Origin of the sequence: Amycolatopsis sp. La24 (assembly GCF_029087445.1) — a bacterium.
Lineage (GTDB): Bacteria > Actinomycetota > Actinomycetes > Mycobacteriales > Pseudonocardiaceae > Amycolatopsis > Amycolatopsis nivea.
The window spans coordinates 1-14,433 of sequence record NZ_JARACH010000068.1 but is presented as its reverse complement, the minus strand read 5'-3'; the positions used below and the strand labels follow the sequence as shown (position 1 = coordinate 14,433).

Below are 14,433 nucleotides of genomic sequence, written 5' to 3'. Positions count from 1 at the left end.
ACCCCAAGTGAGTGGCGATTTCCGGTTTTGCTTGTCGGGAACGGCGGGCCTGGTCAGAATTATTGCAATCCCCCGCGGAGTGGGGGTTCCGAGATTACGGGTGGGATATACCTATGACGAATAAAGAACGGAAGCGCAGGGGAATGAAAACTGCCGCTCGCGCGGCCGTCCTCACCGCGCTGAGTGCCGCGACGATCGGCGGCGCGATCGTGCCGAATGTCGCCTCGGCGGCCGGCCGCGGCCCGGACGGCTGGACGGAACTGACTCCTCTGAACAACGTGCCGGCCCGGATGCACATCACCACGAACGCCAAGGGCGGTTACGGGGTGCCGGGCGAAAAAGCTACCGTCGCGGTCGAGTGGGATCTGTGGAACATCTGGAGCCAGTTCCAGTCCGACAAGGCCAACGGGAATGTCAACGGCCTTCAGGACGTGCTGAAGATCTTCGCTTCTCAGACGCCCAGCCTGACTCTGGACGGCGTGAAGTGCGAAGACTACGGCGACCGCGACGGCAAGACGGCCCTGGGCAAGGCGGAGGGGGGCACCAACTACGAGCCGGTCGACATCGGCGGGCTGGTCGCCCAGGTCCGGAACCTGCTGTCCAAGGCGGCGGCGCTGCCGACCGGCGGCAACGACAACGCCATTTCGAAATTCTTCCAGTCGAGGGTTCGCGCCACTTGCGAGTTCACCGTCAAGAAGAAGCAGGCGACGGACATCAACGTCGGCGGCAACGTCGCGCTGAGCAACATGTTCATCTTCAACACGACCGAGACAGGTGTCGCGGTCTTGCCGGTCAAGCCGCCGGACTCGCCGAACGCCCCGCAGTGGTCGACCTCGGCCGCGAGCGTGGAAGTCAACGAGGGCGGCGAGCTGACCGGGAAGGCCGACCCGGGTACCACGATCCGGTTGGAAGTGGACGGCGCGCCGAGGGAGAATCCCAACGTAAAGGTCGATGCCAACGGCTACTTCAAGATCAAGTTGCCGGATGACCTGAAGGCGGGCTCGGGGCACCAGATCGTGGCCACCTCCGAATCCGACAACGGCGGCAAGCCCGCCAAGTCGCGGTCGCTGTTCGTCAACATCAAGTCGGCCGACGAGCCGAAGCCGGTAGTCGACAAGCCCGTGATCACCTCGCCGGCCGGCGACGTGAAGGCGGGCGACGAACTGACGGTGACCGGGGCCGACGGCAATCAGGTGAGCGCGGTCGACCAGAACGGCAAGGTGCTCGCCGGTCCGGTCACGATCGCCAACGGGCAGGCCAAGATCAAGCTTCCCGCGGACCTCGGCGGCGCCACGCAGATCAAGGTCGTCGCGAAGCCGAAGGACGGCAGCGGCGAGGGCAAGGCCTCGGACCCGAAGAACGTCGGCGTCGAGAAGCCGGAACTCAGCCAGACTTTGGCGCCTGCCCTCAAGGCGGGCGAGAAGGGCGCCCTTGACGTGAGCTTCACGCCGAAGGACGGCGACTTCGCCAAGCTCGCGGGACAGAAAATGGTCCTGACGGCTCCGGAAGGTTTCACCTTCAAAAAGGAGGCTTCCTACCGGTTCTTCGGCGCGAACAACACTCCCGTCGGCGAGGGTGTTTGGCTCGGTGAGGAGTCTGTCGTCAGCCCCGACGGCAAGACGCTGACGGTGCCGATGCCGTCCGCCGACAAGCTGCAGGGCGTCAAGGCGCTCACGTTCAAGGTCACTGTCACGTCCGAAGCGAACCAGGACGTGACGGCGGGCACCAAGACTGGCGGCGAAGCCAAGGTCGGCGGATACACCACTCCGCTGACGGCCGAGGTAAAGCAGTAACGCCGAGGAAATCTCCTCCCATTAAATGAAGTTCCGCCGATGTGGCCGTAACCGTGGTCGGGAGTCTGCCGTGGTTACGGCCACATCGCTTCGTTCCGGCCGGACTTTCCGACCGGCCTCCGTTTGGAAAGTCCCTGGAGAAAACATGTCCGCAACGGGTAATCCGGCGTCCGGCCAGACCGGCGCCCCCGAACAGCCGGAGTCTTCCGGTCCCGCGCCGTCCTCGGCCGCCGCCACGGCGGTGGTCAGCGGGGATTTGATGGCCGAGTTGGCCGACAGCTGGGCGAGTGCCGGCGATTCCGCTCGGCTGGCCGGGTTTTTCGCGCTCGCGCCGGACAATCCGGCGGCCGCTTTCGCGGTGTACGGCGACGACGAGGACACCCCGCAGGTGTTCGGCCAGCCGATCGCGGCTTGGACCGCGTTCCGCGAATGCGGGCCGGGCGCCAGATTGCTCGCGGTCGGCGACGCGCTGAACCGGAAGATCGCCGTCATCCGGCTGGACGGAGTCACCGAGTTCGTACCCGTCGACCAGGAGTCGGTGACGGGGGCCGGTGCCCCGGAGGCGTTGCGCGCGTGGCGGGAGCACGACGCGGCCGAACAGGACGACGAAGCAGAATCCGCACCGGAGAGCCCGGCGGAGGACGACGCTTCCCAGGGAATGGGCTTGTGGCGGCTGGGCTATGCGATGCTCGGCCTGGTGGCGCTGGTCCTGGCGTTCCTGTTCTTCCGGGTGACGATCGACGATTCGTTCATCACCTGGCGGTACGGGGAAAACCTGATCGAGCACGGGGTCTGGGGCTGGAACGCCGACGGTCCGCCGGTCGAGGGGTACAGCAATCCGCTTTACGCGTTCCTGTCGATCATCCCGGCATTGCTGGGCATGTCCGCCGAACTGTTCTTCAAGATCGTTTCGGTCGCGCTCGCGGTGGGTTACATAGTGGTGGTGCGCCGGGCCGGACTGCCGCGGGTCCAGGAATTCGTGCTGCTGGCGGTCGCTTTGGCCAGCCCGATCTTCTTTCTTCAATTGTTCATGGGCCTGGAGACCGCCTCTTTCGCGCTGCTGATCGGCTGGCTGTACGCGATCGTCTACCGGCGGGGCGGGCTGGGGCGCACCGGTTTCGCGGTCGCCGGCGCGGTCGCGCTGAGCCGGCCGGAGGGAATCGCGCTGGCCGCGGTCGCGATCGGCTGGTCGCTGCTGATCGACCGGAGCCGGGGAAACCGGCGCGGCGCGATCGCGGTGCTGGCCGGCTGGGCGGTTTACTGGTGTGCCCGATGGTGGTACTTCGGGTCGTTCTTCCCCAATCCCTATTACAAGAAGGTCGCCGGCGACATTCCGCTGCCGACGAAGATCCTGGACGCGATGCCCGTGGTGGGGCCGATCCTGCTGCCGATCGTGCTCGGCCTGGCAATGGGGGTCGCGCTTTACCGGAGGAGCGCCAAGACGTCGATTCTGGCGCGCCCGGATCTGCTGCGGGACGCGGTGCCGGTACTGCTCGCGGCGACCTCGGCCGTCGTCGTTCTCGGTCTCTACCGGCCGTCGATGCTGGTGATGGACCCCGGGCACCGCTTCTACTGGCAGCTGCTGTTCCCGGTGGTGCTGGTCGTGCTGAGCCGGCGGATTCGCCTCTCCGGCCCGCGCGAGCCGGACCGGTCCGCGCTCCTGGCTCTGATCGCGGTCGCCGTCGCGGCCGGCGCCGCGGTGGCCTGGGATCCGGGAAACCTGACGACGGATGTCTGGGTAGGCGCCGGCATCGTGGCGATCGCCCTGTACGCCGGCGGTGTCCGGAAGATCGCCGGGGCCGCCCTGTTGGGCGCGATCGGGCTGGCCGCGGTGCTCGGTTTCGGGAATTCCGCGGAGACGACGAACCTGCTGGCCTATCGGTACCGGATCATGGCGCATCAGGAAGTCGGCGAGACGATCCGCGAGACCAAGCTGCCCGGCGGTGCGATCGCGATCGGCGACTCCGGCGTGCTGCCCTACGAGGCCGACCGGTCCACGATCGACCTCGGCGGCCTCGCGAGCCGGGAGTCGTCTGCCGGCAGTCTCAGCCCGGAATGGCTGCGGAGCCGGAACCTGCAGCTCGCGGTCATGCTGTCCGGTTCGGACGACGCGGGGTCGGCGTGGACCGGCGGGGCTTCGACCTCCGTCCTCGATTACGTGCGCGACCCGCGCAACGGCTTCTGGTCGGCGAACGGTGCCGTGGCCGGGCCGGGCTATTACCTGAATTACTGGATCGGCCCGCAGTGGCAGAAGACTCCTCTGTCCGATCGGCTCGGCGCCGTCTTCATGCGCACCAAGGCACAGAACGACAAGCCTGACGCACAGGTGTTCCTGGACAACCTCTGGAACTTTTCGTTCCTGACGAAATAGCGGACCCGCCGCGCGGGGCGGCTTGGCGGCAACCGGCGGCTCCGCTGCGGTGTCCGGGTATTCGCTCTTGCGCGGCTGGTGTGTTCTCCTGCCCCCTGGGGAGCGACGCGGGCCGCCGGTCAGGCGGTCGTGCCCGGATCCCCGTGCTCGCCGCTGATTCCTCCGGAGGTGTCCCGGCAGCAGGCGAACCCTTCCTCGCCGCCGAAGGCACGGGTGAATCGTGGTGCCGGTCAGCGCCGTCGCTCCCGCGTGAGGGTCATGCCGGACCCGACATCAGCGGTGCCGAGCGGCGTGTCTTCAGCTGGTTCCTGCCACCCGAACGGATGATCCGATTCGTGGGGACGCCCGCGGCGCGGTTAGCATCGCGCTCCGGTGAAGGCAGGCGGAGGGGGACAGGACACCAGGTGAACCGCTTCCCGTGGCCGGTGCTGGGCAGGACTCGTTACTGGCGGACCGTTCGCATCGGCGGCCGGGCGTTTTTGCTTGCCGGGGCCGGGATCGTCGGGGTCGTCATCGGCGGAGTCGTCGCGCCGGGCACGGCGAAGGTTCTGTCGGAGACCGCCGACCTTCCGCTGTCCGCCTGGTATGCCGTGCTGACCTTGCTGCAAACGCTGATCTGCCTGCACGGGCTGGTGTTTCGCGCCGCCGGGATGCCGTTCCGGCAGACCTGGCCGCTGACCGTGCCGAGCACGCTGATCGCGGCGGGCGTCACGATCGCTTTTCACGATGTGCAGAGCCCCGCGGGTTCCATCTTCATGGTCGGTCTGCTCTTGCTCGTCCTGGTCCGCAGCGAGTGGGTCTGGGCGGTCATCGCCGGGATCGGTCTTTTCACGATCGGACTGCTCTGGTGGTGGTCGATGCCCGAAGCGTCGAGGCCGGACGATTACGCGGTCGTGCAGGGGATCGTCGTCGGGATCGTCGGTGCGGTCGGCGTGCGGGCCACGTCCTGGCTCGCGATCCGCACGGTCGAACTGGCGGCGGCGAACGCCGAGATCGCGCGGCTGACCCTGCATCAGGAACGCACCCGGATTTCCCGGGATCTGCACGACCGGCTCGGCCACAATCTCGTGTCGATCATGCTGCGCACGGAACTCGCGGAGCGGCTGGCGGCCGGGGACCGCAGGCAGGCCGAACGGGAAAGCCGGGCCGCGCATCGGCTGGCCCGGCAAACCCTGCAGGAGATGCGCAGCATCGCGCACGGCACCCTGGTCGCCGACCTGGACGCCGAACTCGCCGCGGCGATCGACCTGCTGGAGTCGCGCGGAGCCGTCTGCCAGATCAGGATCGGCGAACAACCCGAGGGCGCTGTCGCCGAAGTGCTGGCTTGGGTGCTCCGGGAAGCCGTGACGAACATCCTGCGCCACAGCCAGCCCGTGAACTGCACGCTGGAGCTGGTCCGGACAGGGGACCAGTTCGAGTTCATGATCGGCAACGACGGCCTGCTCTCCTCGGAGTCGGCGGCGCCGGGGCACGGGCTGGGCGGCATCGCCGAGCGGGTCGAGCGGATCGGCGGGACGTACGGTGCGGAAAGCGCCGGCGACCGTTTCGTGCTTCGCGTGACACTTCCGGCGAACGGCCCGGCACCGGACAACGGGACAGCTCACGAATGAGCGCGGACCGGGCGCGCTTTCCGCCTGGCGCTTGACGTCGAGCACACGCCGGGCTCACCCGCAGGGGTATCGCGCACCGAAAAACTTGAATCAGATTCACATTCTATCTACGGTGTGGTTCTGCGGCCCAGTGCGGGGCCGCCCTTCGAGCAAGGCAGGAGGCGTGCATTCCATGCTTCGTCTACTGACATTCAACGTGCTGCAGCTCCCTTTCATCTCGGCTTCGCCTCGCGGCTGGCGCCGGGCGGGCTGGGCCGTCGACGCCGTGCGTGCCGTCGATCCGGACATCATCGTGCTGAACGAGGCATTCGCGCTGTCGGCCGCCGGACGGCTGGTCTCGCGGCTGAAACGGCGCGGTTATCACGCGTCGCCCCAAATCGGCGCGCTGCGGGGCCGTCGTGGCTGGGTCGGGACGGTGCCCCGGGTCTCGCCGGTGCGAACGCTGGTGGGCGGCGGAGTCCGGGTGCTGAGCCGGTACCCGTTCCGATGGTGCGGCCAGCATCTGTACAGCGCGGTCCAGCGGAAAACCCAGGACGCGTTGTGCGCGAAGGGAGTCGCGCTGGTGGAGCTGGACACCCCGGACGGCCGGGTGTGGCTGGCCGCGACCCATCTGCAGGCCGACGAGCCGCCCACGCCGGTGTCCGCGACCCGTGCGGTGCGGTTGGAACAGCTGAAAGAGCTGCGCGAGTTCGTCGCCAGGACGGCACCGCCGGAGGCGCCCGTTCTGCTGGCCGGGGATCTGAACGTCGAGTACTACGCGGCGGACGCGCGCGGCGTTCCCGGCGATCGCGGCCAGGACCTGGCCGACGCGGCCGCGGCGGTCGGCGGCCGTCTCGAACCGGACGGCGACATGCACGAGCACACGTTCGACAGCGCAAGCAACCGCTTCGTGGCGCGATCCCAGCCGGGCTACCGCAATGTGCTGGACTACGTGGGGTCGATCAACGAGAACGGCCTGCGGCCGGTCCCGAGCATCACCACCTGTACCGTCCCGTTCCGGCCTCGCCGGCCCGCGAGCGACCACTTTCCGGTGCTGGCGAACGTGACCTTGGGGCCGGCGTGACCGCGGGCGTGGCGGCGCCAGGCGGCCGGTCCGCTTTGGACGAACCGGTACGTCCGGTCACTCGAGCTTGGACGCTCTGCTGGTCGATCGCGAACCTGGGGCTGTTCCTCGCCAACTACGGCACGCAGCAGATCTTGCTGCCGCGGCAGACCAACGCGATCGCGGGCGAGGGGAACGCCGCGGTGGTCGCGCAGAGCTGGGCCAACGGCTGCGCCGCGGTGGTGACCGTGGTCGCTTCGATTCTGGTCGGGGCGCTGTCCGACCGCACCCTGCACCGCACCGGCCGCAGGCAGGTGTGGATCCTCTACGGCGCCGTGCTGTCCGCTGTCGCGTTCGTGTTCCAGGGCTTGCAACACGGCATCGTGGGGGTTGTCGTCGGATGGGCGCTCTTCACGGCGGGCTCTTCCGCCGTCATGGTCGCGCTTTCCGCGGCGGTGCCCGACGACGTGCCGGTCAACCAGCGGGGCAGGGTTTCCGGCTATTACGCGGTGGGCACCGCGGTCGGGCCGCTGCTCGGGGTCGCCGTGGTGACCTTTCTGTTCACCGGAATCCTCGACGCCTACGTCGGATTGGCCTTGCTGCTGTTGCTGTGCGTGCTCCCGTTCGGCCTCCGCGTCCGCGGAACACCGTTGCGGCGAGCGGAACGTCCTCCGCTGGCGCTCGGCGCGATCGTCGTCGGCATCTTCGCGCCGCTGCGCAGCCCGGATTTCGCTTGGGCGTGCGGGCAGCGGTCGCTGATCAATCTGTCGAACGCGCTCGCGCAGATCTTCCTTTACCAGTATCTAAAAGACGCGGTGCACGTCGATCCCGACTTCGGCACTTTGATCCTGATGGTGTGTTACACGGCCGGAATCGTCGTGGTCGCGATCCCGGTGGGCCGCTCTTCGGACCGCAGCGGAAAGCGCAAACGGGTGGTCGTGTGGTCTTCGGCCATCCAGGGCGCGGCCGCGCTGGTCCTCGCTTTCGTGCCGACCATGCCTGCCGCGATCGCGGGCGCGTCGCTGCTCGGAATCGGTTACGGCGCTTACCTTTCCGTCGACCAGGCCCTCGTGACGCAGGTGCTGCCCCGCTCTGAAGACCGCGGCAAGGATCTCGGCGTGCTGCAGCTCGCGAGCGCGCTGCCGGCGATCGTCGCCGCGGCTATCGGCGGAGTCCTCATCACCTCCCAAGGCGGTTTTCCTTCGCTGTTCCTCGCCTCCGCGGTCACCGGATTGGCCGCCGCGGCGTGTGTGCTGCCGATCCGGAGCGTGTCCTGAATTCCGGCTCGGAGCCGTGCCGGGCATGAAATATTCACGAGTTTTCCCGAGGAAGTGACAGGGCGCGCCGATGCGGGCAGCCTGTTATTACGCCTGTGGGCGGAAAAGCGCTTTTCTCCGATCGGGGAGCTGAGCGCTCGGGACCGGCGGTTCGACGGGCGGCAGAAGCGAACCGGGCGGGTGCCTTTCGCGGTCTTTCCCCGCAGGAGGTTCGACCGCGATTCAGCCGGGAATTTTCCCCTGCGACGATGATGAAATTTTGCCTCACTTTTCTTGTCGCGAAAGCTGAATCGCTGGTCGGGGCGGGGCGGGGCGTTCGGGGAGTCGGGGAAATGTTGGCAGTGTGCTGGCAAGCTCGTAATCTGGGGGTTCACTGAAATGGGGAGGTGCCGATGACCGCGGTTCAGCCGAATGCGGCGCAGGTCGGCGAGACGTTCGATTCGCTCGATCCGGCGACTGGCGAGGTCGTCGGCACCTACCCGGTGCACACGGCCGAGCAGGTCAGCGCCGCTGTCGAGCGGGCGAGGGCGGCTGCGCGCTGGTGGGACGGTCTCGGTTTCGCCGGGCGCGCGGAGCGGTTGCGGCGCTGGAAGGGCGTGCTGACGCGGCGGTTGCCGCAGTTGTGTCAGGTGGTGCGCGAGGAGACCGGCAAGCCGATCGCGGACGCGCAACTGGAGAGTGTGCTGGCGATTGAGCACATCGCGTGGGCGGGGAAGCATGCCCGCAAGGTGCTCGGCAAGCAGCGTCGCACGCCTGGTTTGTTGACGGTGAACCACACGGCCTCGGTCGAGTATGTGCCGTTGGGCGTTGTTGGCGTGATCGGGCCTTGGAACTACCCGGTGTTCACCCCGCTCGGCTCGATCGCGTACGCGCTGGCCGCGGGCAACGCGGTGGTCTTCAAGCCGAGCGAGTACACCCCCGGTGTGGGGAAGTGGCTGGTGGACGCGTTCGCTGAGATCGTGCCGGAGCAGCCGGTGCTGCAGCTGATCACCGGCTTCGGCGAGACAGGGGCCGCGCTGGTCGGCTCCGGCGTGGACAAGATCGCGTTCACCGGCTCGGCGGCTACCGGCAAGAAGATCATGGCCGCGGCCGCGAACACGCTGACCCCGGTGGTGATCGAGGCGGGCGGCAAGGACGCGCTGCTGGTCGACACGGACGCGGACCTCGAGGCGGCGGCTGACGCCACCGTGTGGGGCGCGTTCTCCAACTCCGGCCAGACCTGCATCGGTGTCGAGCGCGTCTACGTGCACGAACGCGTGGCCGACGAGTTCGTCGCCAAGGTGGTGGCGAAGGCGAAGAACGTGCGCGCCGGCTCGGACGAGGACGCGCAGTACGGGCCGATCACTATGCCCTCGCAGCTGTCGGTGATCCGCGGTCACATCGAGGACGCGCTGAAGCGGGGCGGGAAGGCGCTGGTCGGCGGCGTGGAGAGCGTCGGCGACCGCTACGTGCAGCCGACCGTGCTGGTGGACGTCCCGGAGGACTCCGAGGCGGTGCGCGAGGAGACGTTCGGCCCAACCGTCACGATCGCCAGGGTCCGCGACATGGACGAGGCGGTGGAGAAGGCCAACGCGACCAAGTACGGCCTCGGTTCCACGGTGTTCTCCCGGGCGCGCGGTGCCGAGCTGGCGTCGCGGCTGCGCGCGGGGATGACCGCGGTGAACGCGCCGCTGTCGTTCGCCGGCATCGCGTCGCTGCCCTTCGGCGGCGTCGGCGACTCCGGGTTCGGCCGGATCCACGGCCCGGAAGGGCTGCGCGAGTTCGCCCGCCCGAAAGCGGTGGCCCGGCAGCGGTTCACCGCGCCGCTCACGCTCACGTCCTTCTCCCGCAAGGAATCCACGGACGCGCTGGTCGCCAAGCTGGTCACCGTCCTGCACGGCAAGCGCTGAGAAGGACACGAGACCGACGCAGGCCGGAAGCCGAGCGGTGAGGAGAGATCAGGGTGCGGCTCCGAGAAGACACGAAGAATTTTGGTCCGGCGCTGCTGGAAACGGCGCCTGGCACAGAATCGCCGGGCGGCTTCGTCGCCGCTTATCTGGTTGCCGGCGAGGCTGCGGCGGTCGCGGCGAACGCGCTCCATTCGGCGGGCCTGTCCGTCGAGCCGCATCACGGCGGGCCCAGCCAGATCCCGCGCTACTCGATCACCGGCTCCCGTCGGCAGGCAAAGGCGGCTGCGCAAGGGCTCTCCGTGCGCGAGCGGCAGATCGTGGCGTTGATCGCCGTCGGCGGGGACAATCAGTCGATCGCCCGGGAACTGGGCTTGTCCGTCGACACGATCAAGGCCCACGTGCGCAAGGTCTTGGCCAAAATGGGTGCGCGGAATCGTTCGCACGCCGTGCACATCGCCCATGAATGGGACATCCTGCGGTGATTCGCGGCCCTCGGGAGCGACGAGGCGACCGAAGCCGGCGCGTCCGGCGAGGATATGACGGACGATCGGAAGGATCATGGTGTTTTCTTCGGGTGCCGGACAGGTTCACGGGTCCTGATCATGCCGGAACCAGTCGGTGAATACCCCGATTACGATTGGCTTTCGGTCCTGATCGACGTGGCGAAGGCGGAGGCTCGGGACCTGGGCGTGGCGTTCAGCTTCGCTGTCGTCGACTCGCGCGCCGATCTTCTCTACTTCGAGCGGCAACCGGAGGCGCCCCTGTACACCTGCCTTCTTTCGCAGGACAAGGCGTACACCGCGGGGAGGACCGGGCGCTCCACCTCGGACTGGTCCGAGATGCTTCCGCACGATCTCGTCGTTTCCCGCGACCTCATGGCCCTGGAGCGATTCGTGCCGTTGCCCGGGGGAGAACCGATTTCGCTGAAAGGGCGGCACCTGGGGGCTCTTGGCGTTTCCGGCGGAACCTGGCGGCAAGACGTCGCGGTCGCGCGATCGGCGGTTGCCTCCCTGAGAAATTTCGACCAGCAGGTGTAGTTTTCCTCGGACTGCCGGTCACGTGCCCGGCCGGGCCGTCTCGGCGCCGCAGAGCTTGTTCGCTGCGTACGCCCAGTGGCGCGGTGGCCTCGCCCAGCGACAGGACCTGAGGACGGCGCGGCAGCGCCCTCGCGACCGCCGCCGGAGCGGGCGGGAAGATACGGCCATAGCACCTTCCAGCTTTCGCGCGGATCGTGAATTCTCCTTCGTTGGCCATGAATAATGTCTCGGGGCGGGCGGGAAAAATACACTGGATTTCTTCGGGTGGTGACATGCCGCTTCACGTCGTGCAGACTGCGCGTAAAGCTGTGGCAAGAATGCCCCGTCCCCGGTTCGGGGCCTGAGCATTCACAGCGGCAGCACTTCCCGTTCTCACAGCAGCCCGGTCGGCGTATGCAGGCCCCTCCCGTGCGCCGGCCGGGTGTCGACTCCCTCGCGAAATGGGGACGTGTCGCGACGGGAGCGGGCACCCGCCATGGGGCAGGCGGGTGCCCTTTCGGCGCGCGGACCGCGATGCCGGTGCAAACGCATTCGACGACGAAGTGACGGTGCCCGCATGACCCTGCCCCGAGCGGTCCTCCTCGACCTCGACGGAACGCTGATCGACACGGAAGAGCTCTATCTCGAGGTCGCCGGCGAACTGCTGGGCGCGCACGGCTTGACGTTGAGCGAGGAGGCCCGGATCGCGGCCATCGGATCGTCGATGGAGACGCTCGCCGCGCTCGTCCGGGCGGCGGGCCTCGACGTGCCCTCGGAGGTCGTCATCGAGGACATCGTGGCCGGGGTCGTGGCCAGGCTCCGGGAATCGGTGCCGTGGCGAGATGGCGCGCGCGACCTCCTGGCGGCACTGGTCGCGGCTGGAATCCGGGTCGGTCTCGTCACGATGTCCTACCGCGTGGTGGTCGACCGGGTGCTGCGGGACGTGGGGTTCGGCTTCTTCGCGGTTGTCGTGAGCGGCGACGAGGTAGCGGAGGGAAAGCCCGCACCGGAAGCGTACGTGCGCGCGGCCGGCCTGCTCGGCGTCGATCCGACCGACTGCGTCGCCGTTGAGGACAGCCAGACCGGTGCGGCATCGGCGCGAAGTGCCGGGATGTGGGTCATCGGGGCCCCGTTCTACCGTCCGCTGCCCTCGGACGCGGTCGACGAACTGTGGGATTCGCTCGTCGGACGGCAAGCTGACGACCTGATCAACAGGCCGCTCCGGGACAGGTCCGCGCGCATGGGTATCGCCCCCTGACGTAATGCTCGCGGTCATCGGCGAACGTGATTATTTCACTGCTCGCCGCTGATTTATTCATTGGCTAAAAGGATGATCTTCTGGAATTTACTTGCCGTTTTCGACGTGAAATCGGCAATATGTTTTCCGACCAAGCTGGGGAGGTTCGCACAGCGGGTCGTCAAATTCCGTCCGAGTGACGTAAGGACTGTACGCATGAGATTCACAAGGATTGCCGCGCTCTCCGCGACGGTGGGCGTGGTCGGGTTCGCCGGAGCCGTCGGCACGGCCGGTCTGGCCAATGCCGCCGCCCAGGAACCAGTCGCTCCCAGCTCCTACGGGTACGTCCTCGGAGGGCAGGGCGACATCGTCGGGCAGGTGCTGTCGACGAAGTACGTGTCGGCGGCGTCGCCGCGGCCGCCGGCCTCCGACCCCGCCGCCACGGCTCCGACCAACGCACTGGCCGGAAACAAGGAGTTCAACATCGGTTCGGGGACGTTTCTCAAGGTCGACGGCAACCTCGCGTTGCTGAAGGTCGCCACGACAGCAGACCCGGCCACCGGCGTCTCGACGGCGAAAGTCAGCGGTGGCTCCGCGACGCTCGACGCGAAGGCGGAACTCGGCGGCATCATCAGCGCGCTTCCCGTGGTTGGCCCCGTCCTCCGGACCGCGGCCGAGTTCGTGGGGTTCAACACGAAAGCCGACGTCTCGCTTTCCCTGACGGCACTCGATGCGAGCTGTCAGGCCGGTCCGTCCGGCGCCAAGCCGACCGCGGCCGCGACGGGGGTGAAAGCCACTCTCACGGTCACGCTGCCGGGCGTCGGGAAGGTTCTCGACCGCGCGCCGATCGACCTGGAATCGCCCCTGAACCTCGAAGCCAACGGGAAGCCGTTCAGCGTCAAGAAGAATACGGTGACCCAGCTGGACGGCGGGGGCATCTCGGTCGACGCCGTCTCGGCAGGCTTCGGCAGCGAGCGGGTCAACCTCGGGCATGTCGAGTGCCGCCCGGGCACGCCGGCCGCGGACGCTCAGTGAGGTTCCCGGCCGGTTAGCAGCTCTGTCGGCGGACACGCTGGCGCCGTCCCGGCGTCGGGCATGCTGAGTCCTCCGGCAGTTGATCGGCAAGCGGTGGGTGAAGCGCGGCCTCGTCGCGCTTCACCCACCGCGTTCGGTTCTCGCACGCACTGGATTCACCATGCTTGCTTTCTCCTGACGGCCCTGGCGTTGCTGGTCCGGGATGTTCGCCGACGAGGACGCGCGGAGGGCACTTCGAATCGCCCGCGCGACACGATCGCGTTCAGCTCCCGATCCACGACGAACGCCTTGGCTTCCTGCTGGACGCCACGATGTGGGAGCACCTCCGCACTGTCAACGGAATTAACGCGCGGGCACCGGTAATCTTGTGCGGATGCGACGTGCGGGCGGCCTCGGCGCCGACACTCGCTGCTTGCGCCCTGCTGAACAAAATCGGCGATGAAGAAGGCCGGGGTCGGCTTGCTTGCCGCGGAGCGCAGGCACCGGCTCTCCTGAGCGCTAGGTCGTCCGCACGACCGGACAGTTGTCTTCGCGGTGCGAGCGACAATGGGCGAAGTGCGTGCTGGGCCGGAGAATCCGAGTGCGGCAGGAAGACGGGCGGGAAGGTCTGTCCACGCTGAACACCTCGTAATCAGGACGTTCTGAAGGCGAACGTGAAATTGTCAACTGGCGGTAGTGCAATTCTTCATGGATACGCGAGTCTCGCCTGCGTTGTGCCGCAACGGTGCGGCACCATCGATTGATACGCGAATATCATTCATCTATGGTGGGAACCTTCCAGCGAAGAACAGGTGCCGCAATGACGTGGAGCAACTGGGCCGGAACGGCCAAGGCCACCCCGCAGCGGGTGCACCGGCCGCGCAGCACGCCCGAGATCGCCGAGGTCGTGGCCGGGGTCGCCGACGCCGGGCGCCGCGTCCGCGCGTGGGGCAGCGGGCATTCGTTCACCGCGATCGCCGCCGCTGATTCCGACGCGCTCGACCTGACCGCGTGGACCGGCATCGAACGCGCCGACCTGGAAAACCAGCAGGTCACGGTCCGTTCCGGCACTACTTTGCGCACCCTGAACGCCGCTCTCGACGCGCTCGGGCTGGCCATGACGAACCTCGGCGACATCGACGCGCAGACCATCGCGGGCGCGATTTCCACCGGCACGCACGGCA

At 67.8% G+C, this 14,433-nt stretch carries 11 protein-coding genes; all 11 read left to right on the top strand.

Going from position 1 to position 14,433, the window contains the following annotated elements; translation table 11 throughout:
* Window positions 1-11 precede the first annotated feature (11 nt).
* On the top strand, window positions 12-1,793 hold the full coding sequence (locus PUT80_RS38940; RefSeq protein WP_158714490.1) for an Ig-like domain-containing protein: 1,782 nt from the start codon (window positions 12-14) through the stop codon (window positions 1,791-1,793).
* A gap of 145 nt (window positions 1,794-1,938) precedes the next feature.
* On the top strand, window positions 1,939-4,164 hold the full coding sequence (locus tag PUT80_RS38935) for a hypothetical protein (protein WP_275295116.1): 2,226 nt from the start codon (window positions 1,939-1,941) through the stop codon (window positions 4,162-4,164).
* 404 nt (window positions 4,165-4,568) lie between these two features.
* A complete protein-coding gene (locus tag PUT80_RS38930; RefSeq protein ID WP_051728987.1) occupies window positions 4,569-5,774 on the top strand; it encodes a histidine kinase in 1,206 nt (401 codons plus the stop codon).
* A gap of 196 nt (window positions 5,775-5,970) precedes the next feature.
* The gene (locus tag PUT80_RS38925) at window positions 5,971-6,837 is read left to right on the top strand and encodes an endonuclease/exonuclease/phosphatase family protein (RefSeq protein WP_158714489.1); all 867 of its coding nucleotides are present in this window, start codon (window positions 5,971-5,973) and stop codon (window positions 6,835-6,837) included.
* On the top strand, window positions 6,834-8,093 hold the full coding sequence (locus tag PUT80_RS38920) for an MFS transporter (protein ID WP_037813514.1): 1,260 nt from the start codon (window positions 6,834-6,836) through the stop codon (window positions 8,091-8,093). Before PUT80_RS38925 ends, PUT80_RS38920 begins: the two co-directional genes overlap by 4 nt.
* Before the next feature lie 392 nt (window positions 8,094-8,485).
* The gene (locus tag PUT80_RS38915) at window positions 8,486-9,982 is read left to right on the top strand and encodes an aldehyde dehydrogenase family protein (RefSeq protein WP_275295115.1); all 1,497 of its coding nucleotides are present in this window, start codon (window positions 8,486-8,488) and stop codon (window positions 9,980-9,982) included.
* A gap of 53 nt (window positions 9,983-10,035) precedes the next feature.
* Window positions 10,036-10,464, top strand: a complete 429-nt coding sequence (locus PUT80_RS38910) for a helix-turn-helix transcriptional regulator (protein ID WP_051729830.1) — start codon at window positions 10,036-10,038, stop codon at window positions 10,462-10,464.
* 54 nt (window positions 10,465-10,518) lie between these two features.
* Window positions 10,519-11,019, top strand: coding sequence for a heme-binding protein (locus PUT80_RS38905; protein ID WP_037820787.1), 501 nt, complete (start codon window positions 10,519-10,521; stop codon window positions 11,017-11,019).
* A 556-nt stretch (window positions 11,020-11,575) separates the two neighbouring features.
* Complete coding sequence (locus PUT80_RS38900; protein WP_037820786.1) at window positions 11,576-12,256, top strand: HAD family phosphatase; 681 nt, start codon at window positions 11,576-11,578, stop codon at window positions 12,254-12,256.
* Between the two features lie 72 nt (window positions 12,257-12,328).
* Window positions 12,329-13,270 carry a hypothetical protein gene (locus tag PUT80_RS38895; RefSeq protein ID WP_158714590.1) on the top strand — a complete coding sequence of 314 codons (942 nt, stop codon included), beginning with the start codon at window positions 12,329-12,331 and terminating at the stop codon, window positions 13,268-13,270.
* Window positions 13,271-14,069: 799 nt separating this feature from the next.
* Window positions 14,070-14,433, top strand: a 364-nt coding sequence (locus PUT80_RS38890; RefSeq protein WP_275295114.1) for an FAD-binding protein, incomplete at its 3' end; no start/stop codon positions are given.

Bases quoted from the DNA above. Each gene is read 5' to 3' on its own strand.
- PUT80_RS38935 (WP_275295116.1), top strand. From the start codon at position 1,939: ATGTCCGCAACGGGTAATCCGGCGTCCGGCCAGACCGGCGCCCCCGAA.
- PUT80_RS38915 (WP_275295115.1), top strand. From the start codon at position 8,486: ATGACCGCGGTTCAGCCGAATGCGGCGCAGGTCGGCGAGACGTTCGAT.
- PUT80_RS38905 (WP_037820787.1), top strand. From the start codon at position 10,519: ATGACGGACGATCGGAAGGATCATGGTGTTTTCTTCGGGTGCCGGACA.
- PUT80_RS38900 (WP_037820786.1), top strand. From the start codon at position 11,576: ATGACCCTGCCCCGAGCGGTCCTCCTCGACCTCGACGGAACGCTGATC.
- PUT80_RS38895 (WP_158714590.1), top strand. From the start codon at position 12,329: ATGATCTTCTGGAATTTACTTGCCGTTTTCGACGTGAAATCGGCAATA.